The organism is Microbacterium istanbulense, assembly GCF_037204145.1.
Classification (GTDB): Bacteria; Actinomycetota; Actinomycetes; order Actinomycetales; family Microbacteriaceae; genus Microbacterium; species Microbacterium istanbulense.
The window spans coordinates 169,592-183,916 of the sequence record NZ_JBBDGN010000004.1 but is presented as its reverse complement, the minus strand read 5'-3'; the positions used below and the strand labels follow the sequence as shown (position 1 = coordinate 183,916).

Annotated in this window: 16 protein-coding genes; 8 read left to right on the top strand and 8 right to left on the bottom strand. The window is 69.3% G+C overall.

Annotated features, from left to right (window positions below):
* Positions 1-16: 16 nt before the first annotated feature.
* The gene (locus tag WDU93_RS06565; protein ID WP_337318786.1) at positions 17-1,216 is read left to right on the top strand and encodes a YihY/virulence factor BrkB family protein; all 1,200 of its coding nucleotides are present in this window, start codon (positions 17-19) and stop codon (positions 1,214-1,216) included.
* Positions 1,217-1,225: 9 nt separating this feature from the next.
* On the top strand, positions 1,226-2,065 hold the full coding sequence (locus WDU93_RS06560; protein ID WP_337318784.1) for an exodeoxyribonuclease III: 840 nt from the start codon (positions 1,226-1,228) through the stop codon (positions 2,063-2,065).
* On the opposite strand, the gene WDU93_RS06555 is transcribed toward WDU93_RS06560, so the two are convergent.
* Genes WDU93_RS06555 through WDU93_RS06545 form a run of 3 tightly spaced genes read right to left on the bottom strand, consistent with a single transcriptional unit; the run spans position 2,053 to position 4,018 of the window.
* Complete coding sequence (locus WDU93_RS06555) at positions 2,053-2,706, bottom strand: DUF4166 domain-containing protein (protein WP_337318782.1); 654 nt, start codon at positions 2,704-2,706, stop codon at positions 2,053-2,055. The two genes, WDU93_RS06560 and WDU93_RS06555, sit on opposite strands and share 13 nt — an antisense overlap.
* Positions 2,703-3,392 carry a DUF4166 domain-containing protein gene (locus WDU93_RS06550; RefSeq protein WP_337318780.1) on the bottom strand — a complete coding sequence of 230 codons (690 nt, stop codon included), beginning with the start codon at positions 3,390-3,392 and terminating at the stop codon, positions 2,703-2,705. The genes WDU93_RS06555 and WDU93_RS06550 overlap by 4 nt, the downstream gene beginning before the upstream one ends.
* A complete protein-coding gene (locus WDU93_RS06545; RefSeq protein ID WP_337318778.1) occupies positions 3,389-4,018 on the bottom strand; it encodes an SRPBCC family protein in 630 nt (209 codons plus the stop codon). The genes WDU93_RS06550 and WDU93_RS06545 overlap by 4 nt, the downstream gene beginning before the upstream one ends.
* A gap of 69 nt (positions 4,019-4,087) precedes the next feature.
* Between WDU93_RS06545 and trpS the strand changes: the two genes are divergently transcribed.
* Positions 4,088-5,092, top strand: coding sequence for a tryptophan--tRNA ligase (trpS, locus tag WDU93_RS06540; protein ID WP_337318776.1), 1,005 nt, complete (start codon positions 4,088-4,090; stop codon positions 5,090-5,092).
* 25 nt (positions 5,093-5,117) lie between these two features.
* Positions 5,118-5,735 (top strand): hypothetical protein, encoded by a 618-nt coding sequence (locus WDU93_RS06535; protein ID WP_337318774.1) that lies wholly within the window; start codon positions 5,118-5,120, stop codon positions 5,733-5,735.
* Positions 5,736-5,756: 21 nt separating this feature from the next.
* Here WDU93_RS06535 and pth read toward each other — a convergent pair whose 3' ends face one another.
* Positions 5,757-6,338, bottom strand: a complete 582-nt coding sequence (gene pth / locus WDU93_RS06530; protein ID WP_337318772.1) for an aminoacyl-tRNA hydrolase — start codon at positions 6,336-6,338, stop codon at positions 5,757-5,759.
* Positions 6,339-6,424: 86 nt separating this feature from the next.
* On the bottom strand, positions 6,425-7,033 hold the full coding sequence (locus WDU93_RS06525) for a 50S ribosomal protein L25/general stress protein Ctc (protein ID WP_337318770.1): 609 nt from the start codon (positions 7,031-7,033) through the stop codon (positions 6,425-6,427).
* Positions 7,034-7,223: 190 nt separating this feature from the next.
* On the opposite strand from WDU93_RS06525, the gene WDU93_RS06520 reads away from it, so the two are divergent.
* The 4 genes from WDU93_RS06520 (at position 7,224) to WDU93_RS06505 (ending at position 11,376) form a co-directional block, all read left to right on the top strand.
* Positions 7,224-7,349, top strand: coding sequence for a hypothetical protein (locus WDU93_RS06520; RefSeq protein WP_337318768.1), 126 nt, complete (start codon positions 7,224-7,226; stop codon positions 7,347-7,349).
* Positions 7,350-7,460: 111 nt separating this feature from the next.
* The gene (gndA, locus tag WDU93_RS06515; RefSeq protein ID WP_337318766.1) at positions 7,461-8,915 is read left to right on the top strand and encodes an NADP-dependent phosphogluconate dehydrogenase; all 1,455 of its coding nucleotides are present in this window, start codon (positions 7,461-7,463) and stop codon (positions 8,913-8,915) included.
* Positions 8,916-9,114: 199 nt separating this feature from the next.
* Positions 9,115-9,843, top strand: a complete 729-nt coding sequence (locus WDU93_RS06510; protein WP_337318764.1) for a response regulator transcription factor — start codon at positions 9,115-9,117, stop codon at positions 9,841-9,843.
* A 6-nt stretch (positions 9,844-9,849) separates the two neighbouring features.
* Positions 9,850-11,376, top strand: a complete 1,527-nt coding sequence (locus WDU93_RS06505; protein ID WP_337318762.1) for a sensor histidine kinase — start codon at positions 9,850-9,852, stop codon at positions 11,374-11,376.
* A gap of 33 nt (positions 11,377-11,409) precedes the next feature.
* Here the strand turns inward: WDU93_RS06505 and WDU93_RS06500 are convergent, their stop codons facing one another.
* The 3 genes from WDU93_RS06500 to WDU93_RS06490 are packed head-to-tail and all read right to left on the bottom strand — an operon-like array spanning position 11,410 to position 14,299.
* Complete coding sequence (locus WDU93_RS06500) at positions 11,410-12,981, bottom strand: FAD-dependent oxidoreductase (protein WP_337318760.1); 1,572 nt, start codon at positions 12,979-12,981, stop codon at positions 11,410-11,412.
* Positions 12,975-13,853: an FAD:protein FMN transferase gene (locus WDU93_RS06495; RefSeq protein WP_337318758.1), complete on the bottom strand. Its 879-nt coding sequence runs from the start codon at positions 13,851-13,853 to the stop codon at positions 12,975-12,977. Before WDU93_RS06495 ends, WDU93_RS06500 begins: the two co-directional genes overlap by 7 nt.
* Entirely contained in the window at positions 13,850-14,299 is a 450-nt protein-coding gene (locus tag WDU93_RS06490; RefSeq protein WP_337318756.1) for an FMN-binding protein, read from the bottom strand. Before WDU93_RS06490 ends, WDU93_RS06495 begins: the two co-directional genes overlap by 4 nt.
* Positions 14,300-14,325: the final 26 nt, after the last annotated feature.

Here is a 14,325-nt window from a genome sequence, read left to right as displayed (position 1 = left end):
GGATAGGGTGGGTGGCGTGACGGAGGGGCGATCGCTGCGTATGCGGCTGGAAGGGCGCATCGAGCGGGCGTCGCTGTGGCGCGACCGTACCCTGGCGACATTCCCCGTGCGCGTGTGGCGCAATTTCTCGTACAACAACGGATTCCTGCTCTCGGCGGGCATGAGCTACTACGTGCTGTTCGCCCTGTTCGCACTCCTGTACATCGTCTTCGCAGGCGCGGGATTGTGGCTGGGCGCGAGCACCCGCGCGATCGACGCGCTCGTCGACGTGATGAACACGTACATCCCTGGGCTCATTGGTGAATCAGGGCTGTTCAGCCGTGAGCAGGTGACCCAGGTCGCCAAGGAGTCGACCGGGGTGCTCGGGATCACCGGTGCGATCGCCGTCGGCGTCGCGCTCTGGACCGCGATCAGCGCCGTCACCTTCACCCGCCGCGCAGTGCGCGACATCTTCGGACTCCCGTTCGACGCCCGCAGCTACTGGCTGCTGAAGCTGCGCGACCTGTTCGCCGCGGTCATCTTCGGCGGGGCGATGCTGCTCGGCGCGGTGCTCAGCTGGGCGGGTGTCTGGGCGGTGGAGCAGTTGTTCCACCTGCTGAAGTGGAACACAGGGTCGCTGTTGTTCCAGATCTCGGTGCGCGCGATCTCGATCTTCGTCGCCTTCGTGCTGGATGCCGGCGCGCTGGCGCTGCTGGTGCGCTTCCTCACCGGCACCTCCCTGCGCTGGCGATACATCTGGCCGGGCGCGCTGCTCGGCGGCGGCGCGATGGTCGTGCTGCAGCTGGGCGCCGGGCTGCTGCTCTCTCGCGCCCCGAGCAACCCCCTGCTGGCCTCGTTCACCGTGATCGTGGGTCTGCTGCTGTGGTGCCGGTGGCTGGCGATCGTCGTGCTGATGGCGTCGTCGTGGATCGCCGTGACGGCCTCGGACAATGATCAGCCCCTCGAGCAGGCCGATGAGACGGCCGCGCGGCAGGCTGCTGAGCGGGCACTGCTGATGGATGCCCAAGTGCGGCTGCGGCACGCCCAGGACGAGCTGGACAAGGCTCCGTGGTACCGGCGATCGGCCGCTAAACGAGGGGTGCTGCATGCCGCGCAGGCGGTCTCCGCGCTGCAGGCGAAGCACACCGCCGCCACCCCTGCTGCGCCGAGCGCTCCCCCGGATGCCGCTGCGGATGCCGCCGGCGGCGCGTCGGGCGATGTCGGAGGTCGCCCGTAGGCTGGGAGCATGCCTCAGCTTCGTGTCGCTTCTGTCAATGTCAACGGCATCCGTGCGGCGGTGCGCAACGGGATGAGCACCTGGCTCGACGCCTCGGGTGTCGATGTCGTCACCGTGCAGGAGGTCCGCGGGCAGGACGAGCATCTCGAGGCGGCGTTCCCCGGCTGGTCGATCGTGCACGACGAGGCGACGGCAAAGGGGCGCGCGGGGGTCGCTGTGGTGAGCCGCGAGCCGGCGCTCGCGAGCCGTACGGCACTCGGACCCGATGACTTCGACTCGAAGGGCCGTTGGATCGAGGCGGACTTCACCCTCGGCGGCACACCGCTGACCATCGTCAGCGCTTACGTGCACAGCGGCGAGGCCGACACCCCGAAGCAGGACGAGAAGTGGCGCTTCCTCGACGCGATGAGCGAGCGGATGGCCGAGCTCGGTTCGGCAGGTGCGCTCGCGCTCGTCACCGGTGACCTGAATGTCGGGCACCGCGAGCTCGACATCAAGAACTGGCGCGGCAACCGCACCAAGGCCGGCTTCCTGCCCCGCGAGCGTGCGTACTTCGACCGTTTCCTCGGCGCGGCGGGCGCCGAGGTGACTGGCGTGGACGGCACCACAGGCCCGGGTCTGGGCTGGGTCGACATCGGCCGCCGACACCACGGCGACGTCGAGGGTCCCTACACGTGGTGGTCGATGCGGGGCAAGGCGTTCGACAACGACAGCGGCTGGCGCATCGACTACCACCTGGCCACGCCCGCACTGGCCGAACGGGCCGGCGGTTACACGGTCGCCCGCGCCGAGACCTACGCCGAGCGATGGAGCGACCACGCCCCGGTGATCGTCGACTACTCGTACTGAGCCGCGCCGGCAGCGGTCGTGCGGCCTGGTCGCGGCACGAACCAGCCGCGATACTCCAGGAGTGTCCCTGCGAGCGGATGCCTCGCTGTCATGTCGATCGTGCGGCGGGCGTGCTCAGCATCCCACCCATCTCGCACCTGAATCTCGGGTCGCAGGCCGCGCGGCAGCGGCACGCGCAGACGGCCGAGCCGGATTGCGATGCTGCGCGAGGTGAGCGCGAGGGCACCATCTTCCGTCACGGTGCCATGCATGATCACCTCGACGCGCTTTCGTGCCCCGAGCAGGCTGCGCAGCTCGCCCTGACGCCCGGTCGGAGAGACGGCGTCGAGCAGCGTCTGCTCTCCCCCAGCGAACCGGAACCGGCGCGTCGTGTGCAGCACGGGGCGCCCCGCGGCATCCGTCGTCGCTGAGAGCTCGACCTGGAAGGGCACGTCGGTGTCGTAGCAGGTCACCACGGCCGACGCACCGACCATCGGGCGTGCCAGCGCAGCCCATCGCCCCGCGCGGCACCCGGCGCGATAGAACACTCCCGTCGCGGTCTGACGGGAAACGCGCTCACTCAGACTCGCCAGATGCGGCGCCGACAGGCGCAGCGCCTCGTCCCCCAGCGCGACCAGGAAGACCTCCCCGATCGCGGTCATTCGCGGGGCTCTTCGCGATACGGCTTGGTCGCGGCGGGTGCATCCGTGAGGGCAGGGAACTCGCAGACGAACTCGCCTCGATACCCGAAGAGCAGACCGAACAGTCGGTTGCGCACTTCGAGGTCGATGACGAAGCACTGCTTGTCATCGTCGAACCGCTCGGTGAGATGGGCGGTGCCGCTGAGCAGCATCGGGAAGCGGAAAGCCACCGGGCCCTCGTAGAAGCGCTGCTCGCCCGAGGTCAGCCGCAGCCCACCGTCGTCGGTCACTGACAGGGCGAGGTCGACAGCCAGATGCTGATGCGTGCCGAGGTAGTCGACGATGCGGCCCCGCGCTTCGCTGTAGATCATCGTGGCATCGAAGCGTCGACGTCTGCCCGGTCGAATGGTCATGGTGCGCACGAACGTGACCGTCTCGCGTCCGAGGCTGTCGACGTACGGGTGGTTGTCGATGATGAACGGGATGTCCCTGCCGCGTTCGGGGAACATGATGTTGCGCGCGGCGCCCAGCATGAGGAACGGCAGCGTCCACCACGGCCCCCGGCGGACCTCCGACATGACGCCGCGCCCGATGCATCCGTACCCCGCACCGACGCCGACCCCGAAACGCCGCTGAAGCTGCGGATGCAGGCGATCGAAGTCCGCCCCCATCGCGCGACGGAAGACGCCCTCGTCTGTCGCGCTCATGCGGCGAGCCCCGACAGCGACTCAGGCGCATCGGCCATGACGTCGGTGCCAGCGCGTCCCGGCGGTCGGGACAGGCAACGTCGAGCACTCGCGCGAGGCCCGGATCCCGGCAGGAGCGCGCGCCACCAGCGGGTGCGTTCCGGGGGAATCCCCTGCTCGGCCCACAGGCGCAGCCGATCGAAACTCCACGCGGTCAACCACCACACGAACCGGCGAGTAATCAGCGGGTCCAGCAGACGACCCAGTCGCCCCCAGCCTGGCGCGTAGTCGTACCCGGTGAAGAAGCGCACCCCATCGGGCGTGGGCACGTAGCGCCAATACCCGCGCCCGGCGCCCAGCGGCGAAAGGGCATCTGCGGTGTCGAACAGCAGCGCCGAGGTGCGCTCGCCCCCGCGACCCTCCTTCGTCCCCACAGAGATCCCCGTGCCGCGGATGGTGTGGATGCCGAGCCCGAGCGCGTAGTCGAACTCCTGCGCACCGTCTTCACGCAGGGAGGTGGGGGTGATCGAGGTGAATCGCGCATCCCAGCGCACATGCGCCTCGGGACTCTGCGTGAGCTGCCACACGACCTCCAACGGAGCGCTGATGTGGATCTCCACGTAGAGCGCGTCGCGTCTGCCCACCATGGCTCCACCCTAGGGCCGCTGGGGGCGACGGTGAGAGCAGCGCTCTGAGTCGCCCCATAGGATTGACGGGTGACCAAACCACGCCTCTACTCAGGAATGCAGCCCTCCGCCGACTCGCTTCAGGCCGGCAACTACATCGGGGCTCTGCTGCAGTGGCGTGACCTGCAGGACTCTTACGACGCCTTCTTCTCGGTCGTCGACCTGCATGCGCTGACCCAGCCCAACGACCCGGCCGCCCTGCGAGAGAAGACCCGCCGCACGGCGGCGCAGTACATCGCCGCGGGCATCGAGCCGTCACGCTCGACCCTGTACGTGCAGTCGCACGTGCGCGCGCACGCCGAACTCGCCTGGATCCTCAGCACCATCACCGGTTTCGGTGAGGCAGGGCGCATGACCCAGTTCAAGGACAAGTCGCAGCGCTACGGCAGCGACGCCACCAGCGTCGGCCTGTTCACCTACCCCGTGCTCATGGCAGCCGACATCCTGCTGTACCAGACCGAGGTCGTCCCTGTCGGCGACGACCAGAAGCAGCACGTCGAGCTCACCCGTGATCTCGCCGAGCGCTTCAACTCGCGCTACGGCCAGACCTTCACCGTGCCGAAGCCCGTGATCCAGAAGGACACCGCCCGCATCTACGATCTGCAGAACCCGACGTCGAAGATGTCGAAGTCGTCCGAGAGCGACGCCGGCGTGCTGTGGCTGCTGGATGAGCCGTCGAAGACCGCGAAGAAGATCATGCGGGCCGTCACCGACGCCGAGGGCTCTGTGCGCTTCGACCGCGAGGAGAAGCCGGGCGTCTCGAACCTGCTCACGATCTACAGCGCACTCACCGGTCGCTCGATCGAGCAGCTCGAGTCGGAGTACGCCGGCCGCGGCTACGGCGACTTCAAGAAGGGGCTCGCCGAGGTCGTCGTCGAGGAGTTCGGTCCGGTGCGGGAGCGGGTGCTCGCGTTGCTCGACGATCCGGCCGAACTCGACCGGATTCTTGCTGCGAATGCCGCTAAGGCCGATGAGGTCGCCGACGCCACACTCAGCGACGTCTACGACAAGGTCGGCCTGCTGCGGCGCGTCTGAGGCCGTCACCTGCAAGGATGTCCTCGTGAGCGATCCGATTCAGCCGCCGTCCGCCCCGCAGGTGCCACCCGCCTACCAGGCCCCGCCGCCCGCTCCCGGGTATCCGGCGCCTCACGGCGCCCCGACGTATCAGCCGGGCTACCAGGCACCTTCGGGCTACCAGGCGCCTCCCGGCGCCTATCCGGTGCCGGTGGGTGGCTATCAGGCGCAGACCGGCAGCGGATACGAGGTGCCGAGCGCGCAGGCCCCGGCCTCGTCCTCCCTCGGACTGCTGGCGCTGATCGCGGGCCTCATCGCCGCCGTCATCACCCCGATCGTCGCGGGCATCATGGCGTACCAGATCGGTTTCGCCGTACCGGATGCCGTCACCGACGGCACGATCGACGCGGGGTCACTGGCAATCCTCGCCCCCGTGCGCGATCAGGTGCTCTGGGCGGAGATCTCGTTCTGGGTCGGCACCGTGCTGGGCATCTTCGCTCTCGTCGCCGGCATCATCGCGATCGTGAAGCGGCGTGGACGCGGCCTGGGCATCGCCGCTGTGGTGGTCGCGGCACTGGGCCCGGTGATCTACTGGCTCGTGCTCATCTTCCTGCTCACGATCGGCGCCAGCGCCGGGGCGATGTCCACCTTCGGCGGTATCTGAGACTCGGCTCTCGCCGCGAAGTCAACCGCGCGAATGGTGCGTCTGCTGCGCGGCGGTGAGCCCCTCGCCGACCAGCTGCTCCACGGCATCCGCCACATCTGAGACGAAGATCGGCAGGGTCTCTCGCTCGGCGGACCCGAAGGGCGCGAGCACCCAGTCGGCCGGGTCCTGACGTCCGGGCGGGCGACCGATGCCGGCACGGACGCGGGGGAACTCCGGTGTCGCGAGCGCGCGTGCCACGTCGCGGACGCCGTTGTGTCCGCCGTGCCCACCCCCGACCTTGAGCCGGATGCTGTCGTAGGGGATGTCGAGTTCGTCGTGCACGATGATCACCCGCTCCGGTGGAACCGAGTAGAACTTCGCCAACGCCGCGACCGGGGTGCCGGAGACGTTCATGAAGCTGTTCGGCTTGGCCAGCACGAGCTTGTCCGCACCGGGGCGCAGCCAGGTCTCGACGACCCGCGCTCCGCCCTTGTGCTCCCGGAAGCGTTCACCGCGCCGGCGCGCCAGTTCGTCGAGCACTATCTGTCCGATGTTGTGCCTGGTCGCCTCGTAGCGCGGCCCCGGGTTGCCGAGCCCCACCACCAGCCATGTGGATGCCATCTCGCCTCTCCTGATGTGCGTTGCGCGGATATGACGAAGGGGACGCGATGTGCTCGCGCCCCCTCCCTCCTAGAACTGTCAGCGGATCACTCCGCGGCGGTCTCCTCGGCGGCTTCCTCGGCAGCCTCGGCGGCCTCCTCGGTCTCCTCCACCTCGACGGCGGGGATCGAGACGGCCACGACGAGCACCTCGGGGTCGGCGAGCAGCGTGACGCCCTTGGGCAGCTTCACGTCAGCAGCGGTGACGTGTGCGCCGTCCTCGAGGCCCTCGACCGACACCTCGACGTTCTCGGGGATGTGGGTGGCCTCGGCCTCGACCGAGAGGGTCGTGGCGTCGAGGTTGGCGATGGTGCCGGGAGCCGGCTCACCGGTGACGACGACGGGAAGATCGATCGCGACCTTCTCGCCCTTCTTCACGACGAGCAGGTCGATGTGCTCGATGACCTGGTGCACCGGGTCCTTCTGCACGTCCTTGACGAGCGCGAGCTGGCCCTTGCCCTCGATGTCGAGCTCGAGCAGCGCGTTGGCGCGACGGATGATCAGCGAGACCTGGTGACCGGGGAGGGCCACGTGCACGGGCTCGGTGCCGTGACCGTAGATGACGGCGGGGATCTTGCCGGCAGCGCGCAGACGGCGGGCGAAGCCCTTGCCGAAGTTGGTGCGCAGCTCGGCGTGGACCTTGGTGTCTTCAGACATGTGAGGTTCTCCTTCAGGACACGCGGTGGTGGGCCGCGCGGTGGTCGTGGATCGGCGTCTCGGACACGGACACGAGACGAGAAGCCACCGGGCTCACATCACCGCGTCGATAACGGATGCCCGCGCACGCGCGTCATCCCTCGCCGAGGAACTCCTCAATGGTACCCGAAGTGCCGCTAGGCTGGTGACCATGATCGATGGCGCATTCCTCTCGCACGCAATCCTCTGGCTGATCGGCGCCATGGCGGTCTGCGGCGTGATCACGTCGTTCGGCGCGATGTTCGCCATGGGTCGCTCCAGCTACCGCAAGGACTGATCCGCCCAGGGCGCAGCGCGCGGCTCCGCGCCGCGCGCGACACATCCGAGCACCGACCCGGCGCACAGCGATACGCTGAGAGCATCCACTCTCACGATCGAGGAGCCTTCTGTGCCCGAAGCATCAGCGAACATCGGAGTCGTCGGACTCGCCGTCATGGGCTCGAACCTCGCCCGCAACCTCGCCAGCCGCGAGGGCAACACCGTGGCGATCTTCAACCGCAGCTATGAGAAGACTCAGACGCTGCTCGACGAGCACCCCGAGGCCGGATTCGTCCCCGCCCACACCTACCAGGAGTTCGCGGACTCGCTCCAGAAGCCGCGCACCGCGATCATCATGGTCAAGGCCGGCGGCCCGACCGACGCCGTGATCGACTCGCTGCTCGAGGTCTTTGAACCCGGCGACATCATCGTCGACGGCGGCAACGCGTACTTCCCCGACACCATCCGCCGCGAGAAGGCCGTGCGCGAGACGGGCATCAACTTCGTCGGCGCCGGCATCTCCGGTGGCGAGGAGGGCGCCCTCCACGGCCCCTCGATCATGCCCGGCGGCTCGGACGAGTCGTGGGTCACGCTCGGCCCGATCCTCCGCTCGATCGCCGCGGTCGCGCCCGAGGATGGCGAGCCCTGCGTCACTCACGTCGGCCACGACGGTGCCGGCCACTTCGTGAAGATGGTGCACAACGGCATCGAGTACGCCGATATGCAGCTGATCGCCGAGGCGTATGACCTCATCCGCCGCGGCACCGGCAAGACGCCGGCCGAGATCGCCGACATCTTCGCCGAATGGAACAAGGGCGAACTGGAGTCGTACCTCATCGAGATCACCGCCGAGGTGCTGCGTCAGATCGACGCCTCCACCGGCAAGCCGCTCGTCGACGTCATCCTGGACCAGGCGGGCGCCAAGGGCACCGGTGCATGGACCGTGCAGACCGCCCTGTCGCTCGGTGTGCCGGTCTCGGGCATCGCCGAGGCCACATTCGCCCGCTCGCTCTCGTCGCACCCCGAGCAGCGCGAGGTCGCCCGCATCCTTCCCGGCCCGGACGAGGAGTTCACCGTCACCGACGTGGACGGCTTCATCGAAGACGTCCGCCGCGCCCTGTACGCGTCGAAGATCGTCGCCTACTCGCAGGGCTTCGACGAGATCCGCGCGGGCGCTGTCGAGTACGGCTGGAACATCGACCTCGCGGCGATCGCGAAGATCTGGCGTGCGGGCTGCATCATCCGCGCGCAGTTCCTCAACCGCATCGCCGACGCGTACGTCGAGAACCCCGACCTGCCCGTGCTGATGACCGCGCCGTACTTCGTCGACGCACTCACCCGCGGTCAGGCCGCGTGGCGTCGCGTGGTCTCGACGGCCGCCGAGTCCGGCATCCCCGCCCCCGCCTTCTCGTCGTCGCTGGCGTACTACGACGGCATCCGTGCCGACCGCCTGCCGGCGTCGCTGATCCAGGGTCAGCGTGACTTCTTCGGCGCGCACACCTACAAGCGCATCGACAAGCCGGGCACGTTCCACACCCTGTGGTCCGGCGACCGCACCGAGATCGAAGCCGAGGACACCCACTAACCCTCCCCTTCTCTCCCCCCTTTCCTGCCGGGTTTGGGGCGGATTCTCGCGTTCGGGGCAGCCGTAGGGCGCCCCAAACGCGAGATGACGCCCCAAACCCGGCGGTGGTTTGCGGGGAGGGGGCGGGTGGGGCGGGGGTCACAGATGGTACATAGGAAGTGCTTGGGAAACGCCAAGGGATGCCGGGGATGATGTACGCATGAGCCTCGAGCACCCCGAACTTCGCCGCCCTGACGGATCCCCTCTGCGCATCCTCGCCGTCGATGACGAGCCGATGCTCACCGACCTGCTCGCGATGGCCCTCCGCATGGAGGGCTGGGAGGTGCGCACCGCCGGCTCCGGTCTGGAAGCGCTGCAGGTGGCACGCGAGTTCGAACCCGACGCGCTCGTGCTCGACGTGATGATGCCCGACCTCGACGGCATGGGCGTGCTGCGCCGGCTGCGCGAGTCGGGCAACACGGTGCCGGTCGTCTTCCTCACCGCGAAGGATGCCGTCAGCGACCGCATCGCCGGACTGACCGCCGGCGGCGACGACTATGTCACCAAGCCGTTCAGCCTCGAAGAGGTCATCGCCCGCCTTCGTGCGGTCATCCGCCGCTCCGGTCAGGTGCGCACGGACGATGAGCAGGCGATCCTGCGCGTCGCCGACCTGTCGCTGAACGAGGACAGCCATGAGGTCGTCCGCGACGGCGAGGAGATCGAGCTCACCGCCACCGAGTTCGAACTGCTGCGCTACCTCATGCGCAACGAGCGCCGCGTGCTGTCCAAGCCGCAGATCCTCGACCGGGTCTGGAGCTACGACTTCGGCGGCAAGTCGTCGGTCGTCGAGCTGTACATCTCGTACCTGCGCAAGAAGATCGACGCCGGCCGCACGCCCCTGCTGCACACCGTGCGCGGCGTCGGCTACATGATCAAGGCCCCGCAGTAAGGGGCCATGGTGCGCCGCCCCCTCACCCTGCAAGCGCGGCTCATGGCCGCCGTCATCGGGTTCGTCTCGCTGATCCTCGTCATCGTCGCCATGATCACCAGCGCCACGCTGGGCAACACGCTCGAAGACCAGCTGGAACGTCAGCTCGACGCCACCGCCGACCAGTTGACCCAGCGGGTGCAGCAGTACGCCGTGCAGGCCAATCTGCTGAACGTGCCGCTCACGGCCGAGTACACGCTGGGCAATGTCGGCCCCGGCCCGGTGCGCGACGATGTCTTCCTCGCCGTGGTGCCCGCATCCGGCGACCCCAGCGGTGTCATCGTCACCGATGACGGTGCGACAAGCCTGACCAGCGCGCAGCTCTTCGAGGCGCTCTCGGGCGTCGACACCGCCTCCCCCGACCGCGGCCCCGTGCACTACAGCACGGTGAACGTCGGCGAGTCGGGCTCGTACCGCGTGACGGTCGACCAGCTCAGCGACGGCACCCTCGTCGTGACCGGCCTCTCCCGCGCCGAGATCCAGGGCACCATGACGCAGCTGTTCACGGTGATCGCGCTGGCGACGCTGGGCGGCCTCATGCTGCTCGCGGTGACCACCGCACTGACGATCAGCGTGAGCCTCCGCCCGCTCCGCGTGGCCGCCGCCACCGCCACCCGGGTCTCGAGCCAGCCGCTCGACCGGGGCGAGGTGTCCATCACCGAGCGCGTGCCCGAGTCGGAAGCCGACCCGCGCACAGAGATCGGCCGGGTGGGTGCGGCGCTGAACACGCTGCTCGATCACGTCGACTCCTCGCTGTCCGCGCGCCAGCAGAACGAAGAGCGGATGCGGCGCTTCGTCGCCGATGCCAGCCACGAACTGCGCACACCCCTGGCCTCCATCCGGGGATACTCCGAGCTGTCGCTGCGTGCTCTCCCCGCCGAGCCGGAGCAGGCGCCGTCACCGGCGACCGTCGAGCAGACACGCACGGCGCTCGACCGCATCCAGGCCCAGTCGCTGCGCATGACCAGCCTCGTCGAAGACCTGCTGCTGCTGGCCCGGCTGGATGAGGGACGCGAGCTCGTGCACGGCACGGTCGACCTCACCCAGCTCGCCGTCGAAGGCGTGGCCGATGCCCGCCCCACCGCGCCGGACCACGAATGGAACCTGCAGGTGCCGGCAGACCCGGTGATCGTGCTCGGCGACTCCGGCCGCCTGCACCAGGTCGTGACGAACCTGCTCGCCAACGCCCGCACGCACACCCCGCCCGGCACCCGCATCACCCTGAGCGTGGCACGCGTGAACGGCGGCGCCGAGTTGCGCGTGCACGACGACGGCCCCGGGATCGACCCGCAGGTGCGCGACGAACTGTTCGCCCGCTTCGCCCGTGGCGACAGCTCCCGCGCGCGTCAGACCGGCGGCACCGGCCTCGGGCTGGCGATCGTGAAGGCGATCGTCGAGGGGCATGGCGGCAGCATCCGGGTGGAGAGCGAACCGGGCGACACGACCTTCATCGTGACACTGCCCTCCTCACCGACGGCCGACCGCGCCGAGTGAGCCGCCTTCGCCTGGTGAGCGCCCTTCGCCCGGTCAGTACCCGGCGAAGGCGTCGGTGGTCAGTGACCTGGCCTTCTGCAGCGCGGGCGCCAGGTCGGCGATCAGGCGCGGCGGGCCGGAGATGAACGCATGCCGGGCGCTGACGTCAGCGACGTGATGCTCGAGCGACTGCGCATCCAGCCGCGCGCCCTGCGCCCACGTCCAGTGCGCGGGCAGGTCGGCGGGCTTGTCGCGAGTGAACACGATCACCCGCGCGCAGGTCTCGGCGAGCTCATCGCGGAAGGCCAGCTCCGCAGCATCCGCCGCCACGTAGACGAGCACGACGTCGCGCTCGACGCCGGTCGCGTGCAGCTGCCGCAGCTGTGACACGAACGGTGTCACGCCGATGCCGGCCGCGACCATGAGCACCGGCGAGTCACCGCGGGGCAGCACGAAGTCCCCCCAGATACCGGTGACCGCGAGCACCGTGCCCGGCTGGGCGGCGGCAAGGGCGCGCTTGTAGCTTGACGGATGCTTCTGATCGCCGTCCTTGTAAGCGATGCGCAGGGTCGGCAGATCAGCGGGCGCCGAGACGATGCTGAACTCGCGCCGCGTGCCGCGGGCATCGGGCCGGTGGTGCGGCACGTCGAGTTCCAGGTATTGGCCCGCGACGAACCGCAGGCGGCTCTTGGTGCGGAAGGTCAGCTCCTGCGCGGTCGGCGTGACGAACTGCCGCTTCTCGAGCACGAGACGAACGGAGCCGCGCACGGCGAACGCGAAAGCCAGCAGGTTGCCGAGCAGCAGTGCGCGCTCCTGACCGAGCGTGAACAGCCCGCCGATCGCGATCGGCCAGCCGGCCAGCACGCCCACGAGCGCCGCGACGCTGAACTGCTGCCAGCGGCGCGGGGGCAGCGTGAGGGGCTCAGAGAGCATGAAGGCGCCGAGGAAGAGATACGGCGACTGCGCGAGTGCGAGCCAGACGGCATCCGTCACGGCGAAGTCGAGACCCACCGCCTGCGCCTGCACCGCCTGCCGCACCACGCTCACCCCCACCGCGAGCAGCAGGAAGACAAGCACGATCCGTACCTTCTCGGTGCGCCACAGCACGAACAGCCCGAGCACGGCCACAGGCACGGCCATCGCGGGGGTGCCGATCCACCACGATGAGTACGTGCCGACCGCGTCGACCGGTAGGAAGGAGCCGACGATCGTCACCACCGCCGCGCCGAAGGCGGCGGGGTTGAGGATGTGCCGGCCACGCCACGCGATGAGGTACTTCGACAGGCTGGCGACGACACCGGCCAGCGCCACCGCCGCGAGGCCCCGCAGTTCGACGCTCGGCTGCAGCACGAACAGCAGGATCAGCGCCGTCACCAGCGAGGATTCGATGCGCCACGGCAGCCGCAAGATGCGCTGCGCCGCCGCATCGACGACAGAGATCACCACGGCGAGCACGACGAAGGTGGCGAGCAGCTCGACCGCGGTCGGCGCGACCAGGTCGGCGAACGAGAGTCCCGCCGCGATCAGCGCCAGGGTGGCCAGAGAGAACAGCACGAGCCGGTACATGGAGATCGCGCCGAGCAGAGCGAGCACCCGCTGCCGCAGCGCCGTGAGAGAAGTCAGCACCCCTCTACTCTTCCCCATCCCCGGGTGAAGAGCTCCCCGGAGAAGTCTGTGGAGCGCTGCACACGTCCGTCGGTCGACATGCGCACCCACTGCACACCCCAGGCCTCGGCGAGGTCGGGGCCGCCGTCGAAGAACAGCGCCGTGGCGATGGCGTCGGCCCGCATGGCGTCCGGGGCGATCGCCCACGTGGCGGCCCAGGTGCGGACGGGCTCGCCGGTGCGGGCGTCGAGCACATGATGCAGCCCGCTCCCCCAGGCGCGGCGGTTGGTCGCCGACGCGCACAACGCCTCGTCTTCGATGCGCACCACGCCGATCGCGCGGGTCGCATCGTAGGGGTGTTCCAGGGCGACCCGGATGCCTCCGCCGCGCACGAGCATGTCGCCGCTGGCGTCGACGATCACCGGCCCCCTGATGCCGGCGAGGGTGGCGTGGACGAGGTCGACGAGCCGCCCCTTGCCCAGGGCTCCCACGTCGATCGTCGCCGGGGTGGTGAGGGAGAGATCGGATGCTGACCAGCGCAGCATCTCCTGCCAGTCCTCCGGCGCCGGCTCGGACGAGCCGTGGTGCAGCGTGAGCGCGGCGTTGTAGCCCAGCGCCGCCAGCCCCTGCCCGATGAGCGGGTTGACGGCACCGTCGGTCGCGTCCGAGAGCTCACGGTACGCGTCGAGCATCGCCACGGTGTCGGCAGGGGCGGGCACACGGCCGCCGCCCGCACCGAGGCGGGAGATCACGGAGTCGCCGCGGAAGCGCGACCACTCCGCGTCGAAGGCTGCGATACGGGCCTGCACGCCCACGCGGTGGACGGCAGGGAGCTCCGCCGCGGTCTCGATCTCCCAGCGGGTGCCGATCGCGTCGAAGCTCCACGTGGTCATGCGGCCGCCTGTTCCTTGATGCTCTCCACCGCCTTGTTGAAGCCGCCGCTGGTCAGCGATGAGCCGGCGACCCGGTCGACGCTGAGTTCGTCGATGCTCACGCCGACCACCTCGTCGGCGATGCCGGAGATGAACTGGCCCTGGTACTGCTCGCTCTCGCGCGCCTGCGGGTCACCGGTCACCTCGACAGCGGTGACGGTGCCGTCTTCGAGAGTGAGGGTGACACTGATCGTCTCGACCGTCTCGGGCGTCTGGTACGACCCCTCGGCGGTGTATGTGCCGTCGGTGTACTCGCCCGCGGTGGTCGACGAACCCGACGAACTCGATGTGGTGCTCTCGTCGGTGGACGTCTCGGCGTCGGCCGTGCCGGAGCATCCGGCGAGGACGAGCGCGCCGGCGATGCCGACGAAGGCGGTTCCGGTGCGCAGGGCTGCGATCTTGTTCATGTCACCCAGGATGGGCGACATTCCTA